The organism is Alcaligenes aquatilis (assembly GCF_003076515.1).
Lineage (GTDB): Bacteria > Pseudomonadota > Gammaproteobacteria > Burkholderiales > Burkholderiaceae_B > Alcaligenes > Alcaligenes aquatilis.
The window spans coordinates 3,635,685-3,654,756 of record NZ_CP022390.1 but is presented as its reverse complement, the minus strand read 5'-3'; the positions used below and the strand labels follow the sequence as shown (position 1 = coordinate 3,654,756).

The following is a 19,072-nucleotide window of genomic DNA, read 5'->3' as shown; positions in this document are numbered from 1 at the left end:
AATTACATAAAGGATTTTCAGCATGGGTTTCCTGCAAGGAAAACGCATCCTGGTCACAGGCGTCCTCTCGAATCGCTCTATTGCTTACGGGATTGCGCAAGCATGTCGCCAACAAGGTGCTGATATTGCCCTGACTTATGTGGGCGAGCGTTTTAAAGAACGTGTTGAAGGCTTTGCTCAAGAACTGGGCACGGATATCGTCCTGCCCTGTGACGTGTCCGAAGACGATCAGATCGAACAAGCCATGGCTTCGCTGGGCGAGCGCTGGGATGGTCTGGACGGCCTGGTTCACTCCATCGGCTTTGCGCCTCGTGAAGCCATTGCAGGCAACTTCCTGGAAGGCCTGTCGCGCGAATCGTTCCGTGTTGCTCACGACATTTCCGCCTACAGCTTCCCCGCGCTGGCCAAGGCTGCTCTGCCTTTGCTCAAAGGCCGCAAGAGCTCGGTGCTGACCCTGACTTACCTGGGCGCTGAAAAAGCCATCCCCAACTACAACACCATGGGCGTGGCCAAAGCCGCCTTGGAAGCCTCCGTGCGCTACCTGGCTGTGGCGCTGGGCGAATACGGCATTCGTGCCAACGCCATCTCGGCCGGTCCCATCAAAACCCTGGCTGCCAGCGGCATCAAGGATTTCTCCACGATCCTGAAATTCGTCGAGACGCACGCTCCCTTGCAGCGCAACGTCACTATCGAAGAAGTGGGCAATGTGGCCTCCTTCCTGATGTCCGAATTGGCCAGCGGTATCACGGGCGAGATCACGCACGTTGACGCCGGCTTTAACTGCATCGTTCCGGGTATGCAGGAATAAGGCTTCACGCCTTGGTAGCAATAAAAATAGCGGCTAAGGCCGCTATTTTTATTGCTTACGTACTTTTGCAGACCCTACGCAGCTTGCTGTGTGTCGCTGGGAGTAGAACCCAGACACCGCCAAACCCGACAGGACAGACAAAAAATCCTCTGAAACGCTCAGGATTCAATCGCCCTGCCCCCCTTCTTGCACAAAATCGCTACGCAAAATGCCATGCCGTTGCAGCTTGTCGTAAAAGGTTTTGCGCGGAATACGCAGATCCTGCAAGGTCGCCTTGATATCGCCACGATGACGCGCCAGAGCCTGACGTATCTGTTGAGACTCGAATTGCTCCACACGGGCAGGCAAACTCAAATCCTCGCTTTCCAATTCCTTGATCTGCGGATGCTGCACACCCAGCACTTCACGTTGGGCAAAGTGTGCCAATTCGCGCACATTTCCCGGCCAGTGATGAGACTGCATATAGGCCAGACTGCGCGCATCGGGCATCTTCTGAGGCATGCCGTACTTCTTGGCGGCCAGCGCCGCAAAGTGGGCGAACAGCATGGGGATATCCTCCTTGCGCTCCCGTAACGGTGGCAGGCGCAAGGTGACCACATTTAGCCGGTAATACAAATCGGCGCGGAAATTCGCACGCTGGCCGGGGTCGGACAAATCCACCTTGCTGGCGGCCACGACGCGGATATCTACCGGGTGCTCTTCGTTGGAGCCCAGGGGAGTGACACAACGCGTTTCCAACACGCGCAGCAAGCGCACCTGCGCAATCATGGGCATGCTTTCGATTTCATCCAGAAACAGTGTGCCCTGATGCGCATGTTCGACACTGCCCACACGTTTGCGCTGCGCGCCGGTGAACGCCCCGGCTTCGTGACCGAACAGCTCGCTTTCAATAATGGTTTCGGGCAAGGCACCACAGTTCAGCGCCACAAAATGATGCTGTGCTCGGGCGCTCCAGCGGTGCAGCAACATGGCCACGACTTCCTTGCCTGTACCGGTTTCCCCTTCCACCAGCACGTCCACATCGGACTGAGCCAAATGCCGCAAAGTGGTTCGCAAATTGACCATGACCTCTGAATTCCCCAAGAGCGCCGGGCCTTGGCCGTCCTCGTCCAACTCCTGGCGCAAGGCACGGTTTTGCAAAACCAGGCTGCGCTGCATGGCGGCATGGCGTATCACCGTCAGCAAGCGTTCGGCTTGGTAAGGCTTGGTCAGAAAATCAAAGGCGCCATCGCGCATGGCTTGCACGGCCATATCAATATCCCCGTGGCCGGTAATCAGCACGACGGGCTGCTCGGGATCGCGAGCATGCAAAGCCTGCATCAGCGCCAACCCATCCATACCCGGCATGCGAATATCCGTTACCACCACGCCGGGATAGTCCTTGGGCAGGCGGCTCAGGGCCTCCTGCCCGCTGGCACAGGCCACCACCTTCAGACCCGCCAGTTCCAGACTTTGCACGACCGCAGCACGCAGATCCGCATCATCATCGACAAATGCGACTTCCATTCTTATCTCTCTCCCTGGTCCAGCTTGCTATCGGCATTGCGCAGCACGATATGAAATGTGGCTCCCCCCAGGCGCGAAGGCCCCTCTTCCAAACGGCCACCCAGGGCCGCAACAATATCGTGCGCGATCACCAGCCCCAAGCCCAGGCCTTGCCGACGGCTGGAACTAAAGGGGGTAAACAGACGCTGGCGGATTTCCGGACTCAGGCCGGGGCCGTTGTCGGAAACCACAATGCGCACATGCTGCTGCTCGCTCATGACTTCAATACGAATGCGCCCCTGACGGCCCCCTTCCAGAGCATCGAGCGCATTACGCAATAAATTCACCAGAACCTGTTCTAAGCGTACGGGCAGAGCCCAGACACGGACAGATTCGTTCACACCTTCCAATTCCAGGTCTACCCCTTGGGCCCGTGCCCGGTGCTCCAGCAATTGCCAGGCACTGTCCACGGCCGAGCGCACTTGTACCGGACCTTCCTGCTCTTGCGGCTTGCGGGCGTAATGACACAGCTGAGAGGTGATACTGCCTATGCGCTGAGTCAGCGTCTGGATGCGGGACAGGTTTTGACGCGCTGTTTCCGTCTGGCCCTGCTCCAGCAAACGCAAGGTGTTGTCGGCGTAGACCTCAATTGCCGCCACGGGCTGATTGATCTCATGGGCGACCCCGGCGGTCACCTGCCCCAGAAAGGACAATTTCTCGGCCTGCTCCAATTGTTCACGCAGATCGCGGGCACGCGAGCGAGCCTCTTGCAGAGCCTGCATCTCCTGCTCCAGGCGACGACGCGCCACCTGCAACTGGGCCGTGCGAGACTCCACCGCTTCTTCCAGGGCATCACGAAGTAACTCCTGGCGTGCCTGAGCTTCGCGTCGCTGTTGATTGCGTTGCAACGCCAGTGCCGCCAGAACCAGCGCCGCACATAACAGCCCCATCACCATCAAACGAGATTGAACCGCCTGCGTCTGCAAGGCGGCATCCATCGGTGCCATCGCGTGCAAGGTCCAATCGCTGCCCACCACCGGCTGTTGCACATGCAAGAAGCGTTCCTGCCCCAGTTTCCAGAAAGAGGCCCGTTCGCCGGAATCCGACATGCTCAAACCCACCGGCCTCAACGGCTCATCACCAAACTGCTGGCTAGCCCGAAGCTTGGCCAAGTGCTCGGCTGAGGTTTGATCCAGGCTATGCAAACGCCAGCCCGGTTCACCACTTAACAAGATCACACCGTTTGGATCGCTGACAAACATGCGATCCCCATAACCTTCCCATTCTTTTTCCAGCAGATCGAACACCAGCTTGATCACAACGACGCCAACGGCTTTGCCGTCCTGGCCCGGCACCATGCGGGAGATATACAAACCCGCCTTACCGCTGGAAGTCCCCAAGGCGAAATATTCGGCGTGCCCTTGCTCCAAGGCTTTGGTGAAGTAAGGCCGAAAGCCGTAATGATTGCCCACAAAGCTGTCGGGCGCCTGCCAGTTACTGGACACCAACGTCTGCGAGTGAGTATCCAGCAAGTACAGAACGGGAGCACCTGTATCTTCAGCCAACTGCTCGAACTTGCGGTTCAACGCCTGGGCATCTCCATAAGCAGGATTGCCCATCAGATATTGGCGCAGGGCCTCGTCCTGGGCCAGGGCAAAGGACAAGGTACGGAACTTATCGCGAATCGTCCTGATCCAGCCCGCGTTCCCGCGCATCAAGGAATCCAGCCGCTGTTCGCTTTGTGTCAGCAGGCGGGTCGTACCCAAATCGGCCGAACGCCAGAAGGCAAACAGTCCCAGCACCACGGCCAAGCTCAACAACAGCAACCATTCAAGCCTGAAGCGCCGCCGCATGCCCGAAGAAACTGGATTGGAATTCATGAAATTTGTGCGAAATATCGCCAAAAAAAATAATGATTGTGCGGATTTTCGCACACATTAGCAGCAAGCGGGCAAATCTCCTGCCTGCAAGCCGCCTGCTTGCTGACTTCCCCGCTGAGCACAGATTGGCACGGATGTTGCTTTAGTCATGAGCTTATGGGCCGGAACAAGGATTCCGGCGAGCGTAAACCGCCTGCCTACACACAATTCCAAGCAGGCCAGCCGCCGACTGGCAGGTCGGCAACATCAAGTCACGGAGACGACATCATGATGGATATAAGCACAGGAGACCGTCCGGTACCGCAGATCATCAAAATCAAGTGGTATCGGATTTTGTACGTGCAGGTCATCATCGCCATCACTATCGGGATTTTGCTGGGCCATTTCTACCCCTCGCTGGGCGAGAGCATGAAGCCCTTGGGCGATGCCTTCATCAAGCTGGTCAAGATGATTATTGCGCCCGTTATTTTCCTGACGGTGGCCACCGGCATTGCCGCCATGACAGATTTGCAAAAAGTCGGTCGTGTGGTGGGCAAGGCCATGATTTATTTTCTGACCTTCTCAACGCTGGCCCTGATTGTAGGCTTGGTGGTCAGCAATATCGTGCAGCCCGGCAGTGGCATGCACATTGATCCCAGCACCCTGGACCCCAGCTCCATTCAGGGCTACGTGCAGCAAGCCCACGACAGCACATTGACGGGCTTTTTGATGAACATCATCCCGGCCACCCTGATCAGCCCCTTTACCGGCGGCGACATCTTGCAGGTGCTGTTTGTGGCGATCTTGTTCGGTATTGCCTTGGCGGCGGTAGGCGATCACGGCAAACCCGTGCTGAAACTGCTGCAAGCCTTGATGACACCCATTTTCAAACTGGTGTCCATCCTGATGAAAGCCGCCCCCATCGGCGCCTTCGGGGCCATCTCCTTCACCATTGGCAAGTACGGCATTGAATCCGTTTCCAGCCTGGCGCTGCTAGTGGTGACCTTCTACGTCACCTCCGTGCTCTTTGTGCTGATCATTCTGGGCGCGGTTGCCCGCTACAACGGCTTTTCCATTACCAAGCTGATTCGCTACATCCGCGAAGAATTGCTGCTGGTGCTGGGCACCAGTTCCTCGGAAGCAGCGTTGCCCACCTTGATGCAGAAGATGGAGCGCGCCGGGTGTGCCAAGTCAGTGGTGGGCCTGGTTGTGCCAACCGGCTACTCCTTCAATCTGGACGGCACCAACATCTATATGACCATGGCGGCCCTGTTTATCGCCCAGGCATGTGATATTCCACTGACCTTACAGCAGCAGATTCTGCTCTTGCTGGTTGCCATGCTCAGCTCCAAAGGAGCAGCCGGTGTAACCGGGGCCGGTTTCATTACCCTGGCAGCCACTCTGTCCGTGGTGCCTTCGGTACCGATTGCCGGTATGACCCTGATCCTGGGCATTGACCGCTTCATGTCCGAATGCCGTGCGCTGACCAATCTGGTGGGCAATGCCGTTGCCACCATTGTGGTTGCCCGTTGGGAAGGCGAGCTGGATACCGATCAGCTCAACAGCGCCATGAATGGCGAACTGCCTCCGCTGGATACCAGTGTCACCTTGCATCAACATGGTGAAGTGGGGATTCCCGCACACGAGGCCAGCGAGCCACGCGCTACTGCTACGGCCTGATCCGGGCACATTAATAAAAAAGGCCGGTTTTCAATTGAAAACCGGCCTTTCTTGTTTGTCCGCTCTTACAAACGGCTTCCTGCTGACTGTTCTGACAGGCTCATTCTTGCCTGCTTTAGCCGTTTCACGTCACTTTCCCTGCCCTTTCATCGTCACTGGGCGTCTAGCTCTGAATCATTGAACGCAACCATCGATGACTCGATCAGCCATCCAGTCAATCGCCATCACATGCTCAAGCCAGCACTGAACGGGCTGATGAAGAGCATGGTCAGACAGCAGGAAAACGCACCACCTCACTTTCTGACGTCCAGGCAGGATACTTATCCATAATGCTCAGGAACAAGGGGCTGGACTGAAAGTTCAATAACCAGGTTGAGAGTGCCGTCCAAGGCTGCGCATCAAACCAGGCCCTGTCCACTTGTGCGAATTGCCGCACAAACGGCGCAATCGCCACATCTGCCAGACAAGGGCGCGGCCCCATCAGGTAAGCCTGCTGCTCAATGCGGGCATTCAGGTCCATCAGCCACTCACTGGCCTGCCCCCGATGCAGGACCGAGAAACTGGCAGCATCCGTGAACTGTTCATCCTCGGTATGGCGATCCGGGTATTTATAACAATCCAGGTGCCGTTTGAATGGACCATCATTGACCGCAATCAGAGCCAACATTTGCTGGGCATCGCCCTGCTCAGGCTGCAAATACTGTTTGGGATCGTGAGTGCTCAAAGCCCAACGCATAATGTCCAGGCTTTCATCAATGACCTTACCATCGGGCAAGACCAGCACGGGGACGGTGGCTTTGGGAGAGGCCAGACGCAGGGCCTCGGGTTTGTCACGCAGTACAACTTCGCGCAACTGGCAGCTAACGCCGCTGGCTGCAATGGCCAAGCGTGCCCGCATGGCATAGGGGCAACGGCGAAAGGAATACAAAATGGGCAGATCAGATAAGGACATGCTCGATACCATTAGAAAGCCATGCTGCGGGCACGGACTTAACACGCTAGCGTTCATGCAAAGCGCCCTTCTTCAGCAGAAGGGCGGACTATAAACGACGCAGCGTCAGAATCAAGCTAGTAGAGGTAACACAGCTGCCCGATCAGGGCTAGGCGTCCTTGCCTTGCTGAGCCAGCAGGCGTTGCTCTTCGGCCTTGCGACGGGCGGCTTCGCGGCGCTCGGTCAGCTCGTCCATGCTGACGCCGATGTGACGCTCTTCACGCTCGCGCGCCAGGGCCACTTGCTTTTGGCGCTCACGAAAACGCTCGACCTGCTCGGGAGAGCTATGGCCATGGCAGTAAGGGCAACTGACGCCCTCCTCGAACTGGGGCGAGGCTTTTTCTTCCTCGTTAATGGGCATGCGGCAGGCACGGCAGAAATCGTAATCGCCGGGTTCCAGACCGTGGCGTACCGAGACACGCTCATCGAACACGAAGCAGTCGCCGTCCCACAGGCTTTCTGCGGCTGGAATGTCTTCCAGATATTTCAGAATGCCGCCTTGCAGGTGATAAACCTGATCAAAGCCTTGCGAGCGCATGAAGGCCGTGGATTTTTCACAGCGGATGCCGCCCGTACAGAACATGGCCACGCGAGGTTTGCCATGCAAAACCCCCCCTTCCTTGGACTGTTCGGCTACCCACTGCGGAAACTCGGTAAAGCTTTGGGTCTTGGGGTTGATGGCGCGGTTAAAGGTGCCAATGCCCACTTCGTAATCGTTACGCGTATCCACCACCACTACATCCGGATCGCTGATCAGGGCATTCCAGTCTTCGGGGGCAACATACTCGCCCACCATTTCGGCGGTTTTCAGATCTGGCACACCCAAGGTGACAATCTCTTTTTTCAGCTTCACCTTGAGGCGGTAAAACGGTGCCTTGTCGGCATAGGATTCTTTATGCACCAGGCCAGCAATGCGTGGATCGGAGTTCAGATACGCCAAGACGGCACGGATACCCTCCTGAGGGCCGGCAATAGTGCCGTTAATCCCTTCGCGCGCCAGCAACAGCGTGCCTTTGACCTCGTGCTGTTCACAAAAAGCAAACAAGGGGTCGCGCATTTGGGCGAAATCGGGCAATTCCACGAACTTATATAAAGCCGCGATCAGGTAGGTAGACATAGGTAAACGAATTCTCTGGATAGAAGCGGTGGCGTAGCCCGCAGGCGCAAGGATAACGTAGGCCGTCGTACACTATACGCGACTGATACCCCTTGGACCTTTGACGCCTGTCAAAAAAAACGGGGCACGCCGGGGATTCAACTTTAAAATCATAACGCTAAAGCCGTCAGGCCGCATCTGGCCCCGGTATCTGTTTTACTTTGCACGAGAGCTATGGATTCCGTAACACAAGCAGTCCTCGGTGCCAGCATCTGCGGCTCCCTACTGGGGCGGCAGTATGGCCGCAAGGCGGTCCTATCCGGTGCCATCATCGCCACCCTGCCTGATCTGGATGTCTTCATTCAATATGGCGACCCCATTACCGCGATGGTCAGCCATCGCGGTTTCTCGCACTCGTTATTCGTGCTGAGCGCGGCAGCCATACTGGTCACTATTTTGTGGCGACTGTTGTTTCCACAAGCACGCGCCAGCGCCGGGCGGCTGGGACTGGCAATCTGGCTGACCTTGATTACCCATCCTCTGCTCGATGCCTTTACCAGTTACGGAACACAGCTGCTGTGGCCATTGGCCGCCACACCGGCAACCTGGTCCAGCGTCTTCATTATTGACCCGCTCTACACCCTTCCCTTGTTCATTGCCACAGTCATAGGCCTGATACGCGGTCCAGTGCCTGCCACGGTGCGGGCCTGCACCTGGGCCTTGCTCTTGAGTAGCCTGTATCTGGCTGCCTCAGTCGGTGCCAAGTTCTGGGCCGAGCAGCAGGCAACAGAGCAACTCAAACAACAGCAGGTAGACATTGAGCGGGTGTATTCAGCCGCTCAACCCATGAACATCCTGCTCTGGCGTGTACTGGTACGCGATACGCAAGACCGGGAATGCGAAGTCGTTGTGGGTTTGCTCGATCGCCTGCGTGCCCCCAAAGGCCATCAGTACGAATCCCTGTGCCTGCCCGTCCACAGCGACTACACCCGCTTGTTCCCACCCTTGAAGCAGTTAGAGCAACTGCGCTGGTTCTCTGACAATTGGCTGCGCTATGACATCATCGATGACCTGCTGGTGGTCAGCGATATACGCATGAGCATGGGCCCTGGTCAATATAGTTTTCGCTTTGTCGTCGCTGAGCGCATTGCCAACGATACCTGGCTGCCGGTGATTCCATATCGCTGGGCCAGTGGCCACGATATCGCGTTGCTCAAACCCATTTTGCGCCGTATCTGGGAGCCGGTCCCGCCGCTGCCATTACAAGAATGGGCCAAACGCATTGATGCCGGCGTCCCTATTCCACGCGCCCAAGCGGATTTTCCATAAGCCGGATGCCTAGACTGAGCCCAGCACCCACGCTGGGGACGGTCAAAAAAAACCCCCAAGCCTTTTCAGGGCCTGGGGGTTTACATTTACCCACTACGGTCACTACACAATGACACTCGGTGCTCTGTCAAACCCGAGGATCAAAAACCTTACTTGATCATCCCTTCAACTCGCTGGCGCAAGGCCGGGTCCTGTTGAATAGCCAGACTGATCCCGTTGTAATCGGCCAGATCCATACCATTGGCAGTCACCACACCCACCAAACGCTGGTCGGCCTCCTGCACGATGGATTGGCGCTCTGCATCACTTTTGGCCGCATCCAGACGCGGCTGATATTCCGAAGCGGTCTGGGCTACCTTCTTGTAGGTGCGCGCATATTGCTCCAGTTGAGAATCCGTAGGTTTAACGATCTGGGTAGCCGCAGGGGCTGCCGAGTTGGCCGGAGCCGCATTGCCCTGGGCCATCGCAAAAGGGCTGTACATGCCAAATGCGACTGCGGTAGCAGCAAGAAAAGCTTTAATTGAGGGCTGCATGGATAGAACCTCCTGAACAGAGTCAATGAATGGTCATCATGACAAGTGCGGCGGCCGCTTACAAGTTTCGCTATGTAGTTTCGTGTATCTGCATGCCACCTGTCCCGTTACAGTTTTCAGTCGCGCGAGTAAGGACGCCCATCAAAGTCCACGGTAACTAAATTGCCATCCATCTGGCCCATGCCGGGTGAATTGACAGGCATGCCAGGCGCGGCAACTCCACGCACACTGCCATCGTTCATCATGCGTTTGACGACCTTGGCGGGCACATGGCCTTCAATCAGTTGGCCCGTCTCCTCAATCATCGCTGTATGGCAAGAAGCCAGGTCCTCCGGGACTTTAAAAAGCCGCTTCACGTCTTGAATCTTCACGACCTTGACCTCTTTGACCTCAAAGCCCTCATCGCGCATGTGCTGTGCCCACCCCCCACAACAACCACAGTTCGGATCCTGGTACATCGTAATAGCGGGCCCCTGTGCCAATGCCACGGAACTAAAGACCATCAAACTGGCCGTCAACAATAAAGGTTTAATCACAATTACATTCCTGTTTTGCAGCGCCACGGCGCTCTGGTTGACACTCTGATGCACTTGGCTAAGACTAGGCACTCGCAAAAAAGTTTAACAAAACACACTAATCCTTCCCGATCCGCTATGAGTCTTGATTCCGTCAAACAGTTCTTTAACGAACACGCTGCCGATCTGCAGGTGATTGAAACCACCGAAAGCACCGCCACCGTGGTGCTGGCCGCGCAAGTGCACCAAGTCGAACCTGGGCAGATTGCCAAAACACTGAGTCTGAAAGCAGGCGATAAAGTGGTCTTGCTGGTCGCTCGCGGTGATGCCCGCCTGGACAACAAGAAGCTGCGCAATGCCTTTGGTACGCGTGTGAAAATGCTGGACCTGGAAAGCACCGAAGCCTTGACGGGCCACCCTGTCGGCGGGGTCTGCCCCTTTGGTCTGGCCACCCCGCTGGAGATCTACTGCGACCTGTCCTTGCAGGACTACGACACAGTGCTGCCTGCAGCAGGTTCTATTAATTCTGCGGTACGCATCACCCCACAACGCCTGGCCGAGCTGACCAGCGCACAATGGATTGATGTGACCCAGCCACCTGTCATGCTTGAACAGGCATCCTGAGGGGGCAAGCCCCCGGGCAGGACCTAGACTTATGCAGGCCGGTTGACATAGCCGGAGATAAACTCCTTGGCCTGCCCGGTCTGCGGGTCAAACACATGGCGGCGTACCTTGCCGATATCGGCGCCATAAACGTGAATGCTGATGGACACCTGGTCGTCATACACATTGGAGACCTCGTGTATATCGCCCACCGTGGGTGACACCACTTCCACCACGCCCGGCTCCAGAATCTGTGTCTCTTCTTCTGTCATATGGCCGGTATCAGGATCACGGTCAAAAGGCCGGGAACGTTCGGCGCCACGCAACATGCCAATCAAGCCCCACACCGTATGGTCGTGAATGGGCGTTTTCTGGCCGGGGCCCCACACAAAGCTGACCACGGAAAAGCGTTCCTGCGGACAGCAATACAGCAAGTACTGCTGATAGAACTGCGGATGGGGCTGGGTGTACTCCGGGGCCAGCCAGTCGTCCTGGGCCACCAGCTCGCCCAGCAAAACGCGGCCATCACCCAAGATATCCGCCTCGCCCACCGCAGGGCGGGCCGTCAGTTCATTCATCCCTTGGATAAAGCGCTCAAAACGGGGGTGCATACGGGGATGTCTCCATCGTTGACTGGGCCTTGCGGCCCAATGCGTGAATCAATTCTTATTTGTTCAGATACACCGGGGCGCGTTTTTCTTTGAACGCGTTCATCCCTTCCTTGGCATCATAACTATCCTCGATTGCTTTCAGGTGTCGCATGGTACGCGCCATTTGCTCAGACGGACCACGCGTGAGCACCTCATTATTGATAAAGCGCTTCAAGGTTTGCAGCACGCGCGGCGACATCTTGGCCAGATCCTGCGCCATGCGCACCGCCGCCTGGACGTGCTCCCCGACCGGCACCACCTCATTGGCAAAGCCCAGATCGTAGGCACGACGGGCTTCCAGAGTGCGACACAACAAGATCACTTCCATGGCAGCGTGATGGGGAATGCGCGAGGCCAGCCCGGAAATGATGCCCCCCGTAAAGCCCAGCTTGGCTTCAGGGTAAGAAAACTTGGCACTCTCGGAAGCTACCAGCAAGTCCGTCATCATGGCCATCACCAAGGCCCCACCCACGCACCAGCCACTGACGGCCGCAATAATGGGCTTGTCGGTTTCAAAGCCTACCGTGGGAATAGCACGCCACAATTCGGGCCACTCATTGACGTCAGCACCGGCTGAAAAGGCATCGTTCCCTGCCCCGGTCAGCACGGCTACGCGGCGTGTGGGATCTTCATCAAAGGCCAGAAAAGCCTGCTGTAATTCCTTGACCACGGTGGCACTCAAGGCATTGCGGCGATCAGGTCGATTGATCGTAAAGATGGAAACACCGTCATCGTGGTTTTCTACAAGAATGCACTGATAATCCGACATGGTTGACTCCTCCTGGGTATTTTTCAAAGAATAAGTATTGGTTTTATGTGCCTATGGACAGGCGGGCATCGACAGCATGACAACGGGTGGCCGCCACAATCAATGGGTTGATGTCCAATTCAAACTCGGTATCGCGCAAGTCGTGGGCCAGAAAGCTGACACGCACAATCGCATCGAGCACACCGGCCCGATCCAGCATGCGCCCCCGGTACCCCTTCAACAATTTGTCGATCATCAAGGTGGACAAGAGCCGGTCCGCATCAGCCAAGGTTAGCGGTGCGGCCGCAATGACCCGGTCTGACAACATTTCCACCAGAATGCCGCCCGCACCAAACACCACCACCGGGCCAAACTGCGCATCCTGGCGCGCGCCGATCAGCAGTTCCACATCGCCCTTGGCCATGGCCTGCACCAAAACACCTTCCAGACGGGCATCCGCTTTATAGGCTTTGGCATTCGCGTAGAGCCGGGCAAAATCACGTCGCAAGCTGGCCTCGTCGGCCACATCCAGCGCCACCCCGCCCGCTTCGGTTTTATGGACGATGTCGGGAGAGACGATCTTCATCACCACCGGATAGCCCATCTGCTCCGCTTGCGCCACGGCCTGCTCCACGTCCTCGCATACCTGACCCAGATTCACCGGCAAACCGTAATGCGCCAGCAAACGCTTGGACTGGTCTTCATTAAGGACACCACGCGGCATCACGGTAGGAGCCTGGCAAGCGCTGGGGCGCAAAGCCGCCTGACGCGGCACAAACTGCCCATGACGTTTCCAGGCCGACAAGGCCAAGGCCGCCTCCAGACTGGAGCTGGCATACGCATGGCCGTGCTGGGCCAGCTTCTGCCGCAAAGGCTCGGACGTTGCACCGGCATCAAAGGCCACCATGACGGGCTTGGCCCAGTGCGGTTCGGGATGGATGATTTTTTCAATCAGAGCCGCCATCCATTCCTGCGGACACATGGAGGCCGTAATCAATACCGCATCGCTTTGCTGATCCTGCATCAAGGCATCCAAGGTGGCGCGGGCTACCTCGGTGGAGTCCTGAGTCAGACGCGCTCCCAAATCCACCGGGTTATCCGCCTGCCCGGCCGGGTAGTGGGCGGCCAAAGCATGCTTGGTAGAAGCAGAAAAGTTGGACAGCTCCACGCCGTGGTCTGCCAAGGCATCGGCAGCCAAGGCCCCTCCACCACCTGACGGTGTCACAATCGCGACCTTGGAAATCTTGTTGCTGGTAAAGCGCACCATGCTGTTTGCCAACAAAAGCATGGCTCCCATATCGTCCATCAGGCTGATGCCTTCATCGCGGCAGACACTGGCAAACACATCATGGTCCCCCGCTACGCTGGCGGTATGCGAAAAGGCGGCCGCCTTGCCCGCACTGGAACGCCCGGCCTTGACGGCCAGCCAGGGCTTGCCTGCGGCTTGAGCCCGGCGAGCCGTACGACGCAAAGCCTGGGTATCTTTAATGCCCTCTATATAGGTACAGATCACCTGCGTCTGGGGATCATCAATCAGGAAATCCACAAAGTCGCACAGGTCCAGGTCCGCCTGATTGCCCACCGAGAAGCCATAGGTAAAGCCGCCGCCCATCGCCCATGCCCGATCAAAATACGTGGTCATCAAGGCACCGCTTTGGCTGACAAAACCAATAGGCCGCTCCGGCAGGCTGTCTCTGTCCAGCACCGGCGAAGAACACAGCACCAGATTGCGGCTGGGGCTGATCATGCCCAAACAATTAGGGCCGATCAGGCGCATGCCCGAGTCACGACAGATACGCAGCAAAGCGTGCTCACGCTCCAGCCCTCGCTCGCCTGCATCGGCAAAGCCTGCAGAGATCACCAGCAGACCGCGCACCCCCATTTGGGCCGCAATCTGTGCCTGCTCCAGAACGGTATCGGCTCCCACCGTAAACACGGCCAGATCCGGAGCACTGTCCAGCGCAGCCAGACCGGGCACAGCAGACAAACCAAACAGACTGCTGCGGCTGGGATTGATGGGTAGGACCTTGCCGCCATAACCGTGCTTGAGCAACATGCGAAACAGTCGCCCACCAAACTTGGACTGATCCTCCGAGGCGCCGACCAAGGCTATGGATGCCGGGTCCAGCAACGCGTCCAGTGCGCTGACGCAAGTGACGGTCTCCATCCCATGTTTCTCCTGTTGGGGGTTCTGTGAGCGTTTACTCATCGCTCATCTTGATGGTCTTAAGGAGCTCGCGGTAATAGGCGCGGCTTTTTTCCAGATCTTTGGCATAGGCTTGCCCATCTTTCCAGCTGGCGCTGACACTGATGCGATGAAAACGCTCCTGGGTTTGCGGCTCGGCCAGGATTTCTTCCGTGGCTTTGGCCAATTTCTGTATGACCGGCTCGGGCGTGCCGGCGGGCGCAGCCAGCCCCCAGAAACCTTCAAAAGGCAAAGCGAGCTCAAAACCCTCTTCACCGGGAGTGGGCACATCTGGCAATTCGGGGTGGCGCACACTGGCATACGTGACCAAGGCCTTGGCTTTACCACTTTTCACCAGTTCCAGCCCGACACCATCAATAAAAAAATCAACATGCTTGCCCAGCAAGGCCGTCATGGTGTCCGCTGACCCCTTGAAGGGGACGTGCAATAGATCCAGTTTTTGCGAATTTTTCAAGATCTCGCCGGCCAAATGACCTCCCGACGCAATGCCTGCAGAGCCAAAGGTCAAGGTTCCAGGCTCTTTGCGCGCCAACTCAACAAACTCTTTCAGATTGGAGACAGGCAAGTCATTACGTACCGTCATGATGGGCAGATAACCCGCCAGGCTGCCAATAAACTCAAAGCCCTGGACCGGGTCATACGGCACATCGCGTATATAGGGCAGCACCGTAAAAGCCGTGCTGGTGGCCAGCAACAAGGTATAGCCATCAGGTTTGGCACGACCTACGATGGAAGTCCCAATCGACGTCGTGCCACCGGGTCGATTCTCAATGACGATGGGAACGCCTAGCTTGACGCGCAAACGGTCGGCAAACACGCGCGCCAGATTGTCGCTATTGCCGCCGGGGGGATAGGGAACCACAAAAGTGACTTCACGGCTGGGATAGGTATCGGCCGCGATGGCCGCCGGGGCAGAAAAGCTGCTCACTGCCACCAGTCCCGAAACCAGCATTGTGCGTAAAAACCCTGTACGCGAAAAAAAAGAATTAGACATGATCCTTGCCTCCTGTGTGAGAGTTTTTCTCTCTTATTGTTCCACTATATAGAACGCTGTTCTTGTTTTTGATCTTAAAAATGCCGTGAAAACGGCGCGAGTACAACAGACAGCAACAACACAAGCAACTGAGGACAACGGTTCAAATAGTGGGAGATTTGATTTCAAGTGTCAACTATTAATCCCCTCCGGGATTTCCCCAGTTCAATCATCATGTCGCGTTGGGCTTGACCGCAACGCACTTCTAGATACAATGAAAACACCGATTTTTTACGTCATTTTTAAGAACGCCGTTCCAAATATCAGAACAAAACCCTTTAACTGATCGAAGGAATCATTCATGTTCTCTGCCATCGTCATCGACAAAACCGACGGCCAATACAAGGCCAGCCTGCAATCCCTGGACGAATCTGCTCTACCCGACGGCTCGGTCACGGTTCGCATCGACTACTCCACCTTGAACTTCAAAGACGGCCTGGCCATGACGGGTAAATCCCCCGTAGTGCGCCAGTTCCCCATGGTGCCCGGCATCGACTTTGCCGGTACGGTCACCGACAGCAGCGATCCGAATTTCAACGCCGGCCAAAAAGTGGTGCTGAACGGCTGGGGCGTGGGCGAAGTGCATTGGGGCGGTCTGGCACAGTTGGCCCGCGTGAAAGGCGATTGGCTGATTCCCCTGCCCGAAGCCTTCTCCACCCAGCAAGCCATGATGATTGGTACCGCCGGCTACACCGCTGCCCTGTGCGTGCGTGCCTTGCAACGCCAAGGCGTGACACCCGACAAAGGCCCCATTCTGGTGACGGGTGCCGCCGGTGGCGTAGGCAGTGTCAGCGTAGCCCTGCTGCATGCCTTGGGCTACACCGTGATGGCCAGCACGGGCCGTCCTCAGGAAGAAAGCTATCTGAAGGCCCTGGGCGCCAACGAGATTGTGGACCGCAATACCTTAAGCGAACCTGGTAAACCGCTGGGCAAGGAACGCTGGGCTGGAGCCATTGACAGCGTGGGTAGCCACACCCTGGCCAATGTCTGCGCAGGCACACAATATCTGGGCGCAGTGGCCGCCTGCGGTCTGGCCCAGGGCATGGACTTCCCCGCTTCTGTGGCCCCCTTCATTTTGCGCGGCGTTCAATTGATCGGTGTGGACAGCGTCCATTGCCCCAAACCCGAGCGTCTGGCGGCCTGGGACTTGCTGGCCAAGCATTTGTCCATCGAGGCCCTGGAGCGCATCGGTGCCAGCACCATCACGCTTTCCCAAGCCATTGATCAGGCCGGCCAGCTACTGGAGGGCAAAGTACGCGGCCGCATCGTGGTTGATGTGAACGCCTAAGGCCCTGTCGGCCCCCATCTACCTATATCACGCTCTGGAGCTGATTCATGGATACGACATTGCCCCTGAACGGGGTTCGGATACTGGAATTTTGCAATGTGGCCGCTGGCCCGTACTGCGGTATGTTGTTGGCCGATATGGGGGCTGACGTCATCAAAATCGAACACCCCAAAGGGGGAGACACCTTACGAAGCTGGCCGCCCATCAACCAGGGCTACAGCGAGAACTTTGCTTCGCTAAACCGCAACAAGCGCTCGGTGACGCTGGATCTGAAAAACCCTGACGATGTGGCCAAGGCACGCCAACTGGTGCTGAATGCCGATGTCTTGCTGGAGAACAACCGGCCCGGCGTCATGCAACGTTTAGGACTGGACTACGAGAGTCTGAAAGCTATTAACCCCAGACTGCTGTACTGCTCCATTTCCGCCTATGGACAAAGCGGCCCACGCTCGCAAGAAGGCGGTTTCGATCTGACGATTCAGGCCATGAGCGGGGTGATGAGCGTCACTGGCGAGGCAGGCGGTGCCCCGGTTAAATGCGGGGTCCCATTGGCCGATTTTGCTGCCGGTTTATATGCGGCTTTTGCCATCAGCGCCGCCTTGCCACAAGCTCGTGCCACCGGCCAGGGCGCGCATATAGACGTACCCATGCTGGGGACCACACTAGCCATCGCTGCATTGCAAACCTCGGAGTATTTCGGCAGTGGCCGCGACCCGGACAAGCTGGGCTCCGCCCATCCACGCAATGCGCCCTACCAGGCCTTCCAGTGCAAAGGCGGCTACTTCGCCATGGCCGCAGGCAACGACGCGCTGTGGCGCTCTGTCTGTCAGGTTGTTGAACGCCCGGATCTGACCGAGGATGAACGCTTTACCAGCACCACCCTGCGCGCCAAACATCAAGACGCCTTGCGTGAATTGCTGGAAGCCATTTTTGTGCAGCACGACTGCGAACATTGGCTGGCCCAATTCCGTGCCCAAGGCGTACCCTGCAGCCCCATCAACCGCTATTCCGACGTCTTGCGCGACCCGCAGGTCGAACATATGGAATGGGTGCAAAACATTCGCCTGCCGGGTACGGATACGGACACCCGCAGCTTTATCTCGCCCCTGCGTATTAATGGGGTGGGCTTGCCCGTCCGTCTGCCCCCCCCCGCGCTGGGCGAACATAACGACAGCATCTTGCACGGAGTCACCCCATGACAGCGCCGTATTGCAGCCGCAGCCCCAGCCTGAACGTGGACTGCGCGAGCAAAGTCTGGACCCTGACGCTAAACCGGCCCGACAAACGCAATGCCTTGTCGGCCGAGCTAGTCGAAGCCCTGATCGCGGCCGTGCAGGCCGCAGAACAGGCCCAGGCCGATCTGCTGATCTTGCGCGGTGAAGGCCGTAACTTCAGTGCCGGTTTTGACTTCAGCGACTACGAGCAGCAAAGCGAGGGGGATCTGGTGCTGCGCTTTATCCGCATCGAAACCCTCTTGCAGAGGCTGGCCCACACACCGTGCGCCACCCTGGCCCTGGCGCATGGGCAAAACTTCGGCGCAGGCGTGGATTTGATTGCTGTCTGCCGTCAGCGCGTGGCCAGCGCGGACGCGCGCTTTCGCATGCCTGGACTGCAGTTTGGGCTAGCCTTGGGAACTGGCAGACTGGCGGCCCTGATCGGCGGTCAGCAGGCTCATCAACTTTTGGCAGGAAGCCAGGTTTTTGATGCTGCCACAGCAAAACAACTAGGATTTATTGACGACACGCAAGAGTCCGACGCGTGGCCTGCGGTCATCGAGCAAGCTCAACAAACAGCAGGCTTGCTGGACGCGAGCAGTCGCACCTATCTGCATCAGTTAACGGGTTGCCCACAACAGGCTGATCGGGATATGGCAGCCTTGGTGCGCTCGGCTTCCGCACCCGGCATCAAGGAAAGAATCGCGGCCTTCAGGCAGGCCGCAAAGTCTTGAACGCTGATATTGAACGGCCCCAAAAAAAGCCCCCACGCTGCGCCTTCGGCTTGCTGCCCCCCGAGGGGGAGTTTTTGCCTTGGGGCGGCCCGGCGACAAAAAAAGCCTCCACGCTGCACCTTCGGCTTGCTGCCCCCCGAGGGGGAGTTCTTGTCTTGGGGCGGCCCGGCGACAAAAAAAGCCCCCACGCTACGCCTTCGGCTTGCTGCCCCCCAAGGGGGAGTTTTTGTCTTGGGGCGGCCCGGCGACAAAACATGGGCGAAGCCATCCAAGTTTTAACAGCAGTTCCAATCCGGGCTG

17 protein-coding genes are annotated in these 19,072 nt (G+C 57.4%); 7 read left to right on the top strand and 10 right to left on the bottom strand.

The window, feature by feature from the left end:
• The first annotated feature begins 22 nt into the window (after positions 1–22).
• On the top strand, positions 23–808 hold the full coding sequence (fabI, locus tag CA948_RS16725; protein ID WP_108728595.1) for an enoyl-ACP reductase FabI: 786 nt from the start codon (positions 23–25) through the stop codon (positions 806–808).
• Positions 809–973: 165 nt separating this feature from the next.
• Here the strand turns inward: fabI and CA948_RS16720 are convergent, their stop codons facing one another.
• Positions 974–2,314: a sigma-54-dependent transcriptional regulator gene (locus CA948_RS16720; protein WP_108728594.1), complete on the bottom strand. Its 1,341-nt coding sequence runs from the start codon at positions 2,312–2,314 to the stop codon at positions 974–976.
• A gap of 2 nt (positions 2,315–2,316) precedes the next feature.
• A complete protein-coding gene (locus CA948_RS16715; protein WP_238988619.1) occupies positions 2,317–4,173 on the bottom strand; it encodes a sensor histidine kinase in 1,857 nt (618 codons plus the stop codon).
• A gap of 267 nt (positions 4,174–4,440) precedes the next feature.
• Here CA948_RS16715 and CA948_RS16710 point away from each other — a divergent pair, with 267 nt between their 5' ends.
• Positions 4,441–5,832: a dicarboxylate/amino acid:cation symporter gene (locus tag CA948_RS16710; protein ID WP_108728592.1), complete on the top strand. Its 1,392-nt coding sequence runs from the start codon at positions 4,441–4,443 to the stop codon at positions 5,830–5,832.
• Positions 5,833–6,100: 268 nt separating this feature from the next.
• Here CA948_RS16710 and CA948_RS16705 read toward each other — a convergent pair whose 3' ends face one another.
• Both CA948_RS16705 and trhO read right to left on the bottom strand, forming a co-directional pair.
• Entirely contained in the window at positions 6,101–6,784 is a 684-nt protein-coding gene (locus CA948_RS16705; RefSeq protein WP_108728804.1) for a glutathione S-transferase, read from the bottom strand.
• A 148-nt stretch (positions 6,785–6,932) separates the two neighbouring features.
• Entirely contained in the window at positions 6,933–7,940 is a 1,008-nt protein-coding gene (trhO, locus tag CA948_RS16700) for an oxygen-dependent tRNA uridine(34) hydroxylase TrhO (protein ID WP_108728591.1), read from the bottom strand.
• A 213-nt stretch (positions 7,941–8,153) separates the two neighbouring features.
• On the opposite strand from trhO, the gene CA948_RS16695 reads away from it, so the two are divergent.
• Positions 8,154–9,248, top strand: coding sequence for a metal-dependent hydrolase (locus CA948_RS16695; RefSeq protein WP_108728590.1), 1,095 nt, complete (start codon positions 8,154–8,156; stop codon positions 9,246–9,248).
• Positions 9,249–9,397: 149 nt separating this feature from the next.
• On the opposite strand, the gene CA948_RS16690 is transcribed toward CA948_RS16695, so the two are convergent.
• Positions 9,398–9,781, bottom strand: a complete 384-nt coding sequence (locus tag CA948_RS16690; RefSeq protein ID WP_230019252.1) for a DUF4168 domain-containing protein — start codon at positions 9,779–9,781, stop codon at positions 9,398–9,400.
• A 116-nt stretch (positions 9,782–9,897) separates the two neighbouring features.
• Positions 9,898–10,317, bottom strand: a complete 420-nt coding sequence (locus CA948_RS16685) for a DUF411 domain-containing protein (RefSeq protein WP_108728589.1) — start codon at positions 10,315–10,317, stop codon at positions 9,898–9,900.
• Between the two features lie 117 nt (positions 10,318–10,434).
• Here CA948_RS16685 and CA948_RS16680 point away from each other — a divergent pair, with 117 nt between their 5' ends.
• Positions 10,435–10,920, top strand: a complete 486-nt coding sequence (locus CA948_RS16680) for a YbaK/EbsC family protein (RefSeq protein ID WP_094197665.1) — start codon at positions 10,435–10,437, stop codon at positions 10,918–10,920.
• 29 nt (positions 10,921–10,949) lie between these two features.
• On the opposite strand, the gene CA948_RS16675 is transcribed toward CA948_RS16680, so the two are convergent.
• The 4 genes from CA948_RS16675 to CA948_RS16660 are packed head-to-tail and all read right to left on the bottom strand — an operon-like array spanning position 10,950 to position 15,497.
• Positions 10,950–11,510: a cysteine dioxygenase family protein gene (locus CA948_RS16675; RefSeq protein WP_108728588.1), complete on the bottom strand. Its 561-nt coding sequence runs from the start codon at positions 11,508–11,510 to the stop codon at positions 10,950–10,952.
• Between the two features lie 55 nt (positions 11,511–11,565).
• On the bottom strand, positions 11,566–12,318 hold the full coding sequence (locus tag CA948_RS16670; protein WP_094197667.1) for an enoyl-CoA hydratase/isomerase family protein: 753 nt from the start codon (positions 12,316–12,318) through the stop codon (positions 11,566–11,568).
• A gap of 43 nt (positions 12,319–12,361) precedes the next feature.
• Positions 12,362–14,464 carry an acetate--CoA ligase family protein gene (locus CA948_RS16665; RefSeq protein WP_108728587.1) on the bottom strand — a complete coding sequence of 701 codons (2,103 nt, stop codon included), beginning with the start codon at positions 14,462–14,464 and terminating at the stop codon, positions 12,362–12,364.
• Positions 14,465–14,498: 34 nt separating this feature from the next.
• Positions 14,499–15,497: a Bug family tripartite tricarboxylate transporter substrate binding protein gene (locus tag CA948_RS16660; protein ID WP_108728586.1), complete on the bottom strand. Its 999-nt coding sequence runs from the start codon at positions 15,495–15,497 to the stop codon at positions 14,499–14,501.
• A gap of 340 nt (positions 15,498–15,837) precedes the next feature.
• Between CA948_RS16660 and acuI the strand changes: the two genes are divergently transcribed.
• From acuI to CA948_RS16645, 3 genes are read left to right on the top strand one after another with little or no spacing between them, the layout of a single operon-like run.
• Complete coding sequence (gene acuI / locus CA948_RS16655; protein WP_108728585.1) at positions 15,838–16,824, top strand: acrylyl-CoA reductase (NADPH); 987 nt, start codon at positions 15,838–15,840, stop codon at positions 16,822–16,824.
• A gap of 47 nt (positions 16,825–16,871) precedes the next feature.
• On the top strand, positions 16,872–18,023 hold the full coding sequence (locus CA948_RS16650) for a CaiB/BaiF CoA transferase family protein (protein ID WP_094197671.1): 1,152 nt from the start codon (positions 16,872–16,874) through the stop codon (positions 18,021–18,023).
• Positions 18,020–18,772, top strand: a complete 753-nt coding sequence (locus CA948_RS16645) for an enoyl-CoA hydratase/isomerase family protein (protein WP_108728584.1) — start codon at positions 18,020–18,022, stop codon at positions 18,770–18,772. Before CA948_RS16650 ends, CA948_RS16645 begins: the two co-directional genes overlap by 4 nt.
• Positions 18,773–19,072 lie beyond the last annotated feature (300 nt).

Bases quoted from the DNA above. Each gene is read 5' to 3' on its own strand.
- CA948_RS16720 (WP_108728594.1), bottom strand. From the start codon at position 2,314: ATGGAAGTCGCATTTGTCGATGATGATGCGGATCTGCGTGCTGCGGTC.
- fabI (WP_108728595.1), top strand. From the start codon at position 23: ATGGGTTTCCTGCAAGGAAAACGCATCCTGGTCACAGGCGTCCTCTCG.
- CA948_RS16670 (WP_094197667.1), bottom strand. From the start codon at position 12,318: ATGTCGGATTATCAGTGCATTCTTGTAGAAAACCACGATGACGGTGTT.
- CA948_RS16715 (WP_238988619.1), bottom strand. From the start codon at position 4,173: ATGAATTCCAATCCAGTTTCTTCGGGCATGCGGCGGCGCTTCAGGCTT.
- CA948_RS16695 (WP_108728590.1), top strand. From the start codon at position 8,154: ATGGATTCCGTAACACAAGCAGTCCTCGGTGCCAGCATCTGCGGCTCC.
- acuI (WP_108728585.1), top strand. From the start codon at position 15,838: ATGTTCTCTGCCATCGTCATCGACAAAACCGACGGCCAATACAAGGCC.
- CA948_RS16680 (WP_094197665.1), top strand. From the start codon at position 10,435: ATGAGTCTTGATTCCGTCAAACAGTTCTTTAACGAACACGCTGCCGAT.
- CA948_RS16665 (WP_108728587.1), bottom strand. From the start codon at position 14,464: ATGGAGACCGTCACTTGCGTCAGCGCACTGGACGCGTTGCTGGACCCG.
- CA948_RS16660 (WP_108728586.1), bottom strand. From the start codon at position 15,497: ATGTCTAATTCTTTTTTTTCGCGTACAGGGTTTTTACGCACAATGCTG.
- CA948_RS16705 (WP_108728804.1), bottom strand. From the start codon at position 6,784: ATGTCCTTATCTGATCTGCCCATTTTGTATTCCTTTCGCCGTTGCCCC.
- CA948_RS16650 (WP_094197671.1), top strand. From the start codon at position 16,872: ATGGATACGACATTGCCCCTGAACGGGGTTCGGATACTGGAATTTTGC.
- CA948_RS16710 (WP_108728592.1), top strand. From the start codon at position 4,441: ATGATGGATATAAGCACAGGAGACCGTCCGGTACCGCAGATCATCAAA.
- CA948_RS16675 (WP_108728588.1), bottom strand. From the start codon at position 11,510: ATGCACCCCCGTTTTGAGCGCTTTATCCAAGGGATGAATGAACTGACG.
- CA948_RS16690 (WP_230019252.1), bottom strand. From the start codon at position 9,781: ATGCAGCCCTCAATTAAAGCTTTTCTTGCTGCTACCGCAGTCGCATTT.
- CA948_RS16645 (WP_108728584.1), top strand. From the start codon at position 18,020: ATGACAGCGCCGTATTGCAGCCGCAGCCCCAGCCTGAACGTGGACTGC.
- trhO (WP_108728591.1), bottom strand. From the start codon at position 7,940: ATGTCTACCTACCTGATCGCGGCTTTATATAAGTTCGTGGAATTGCCC.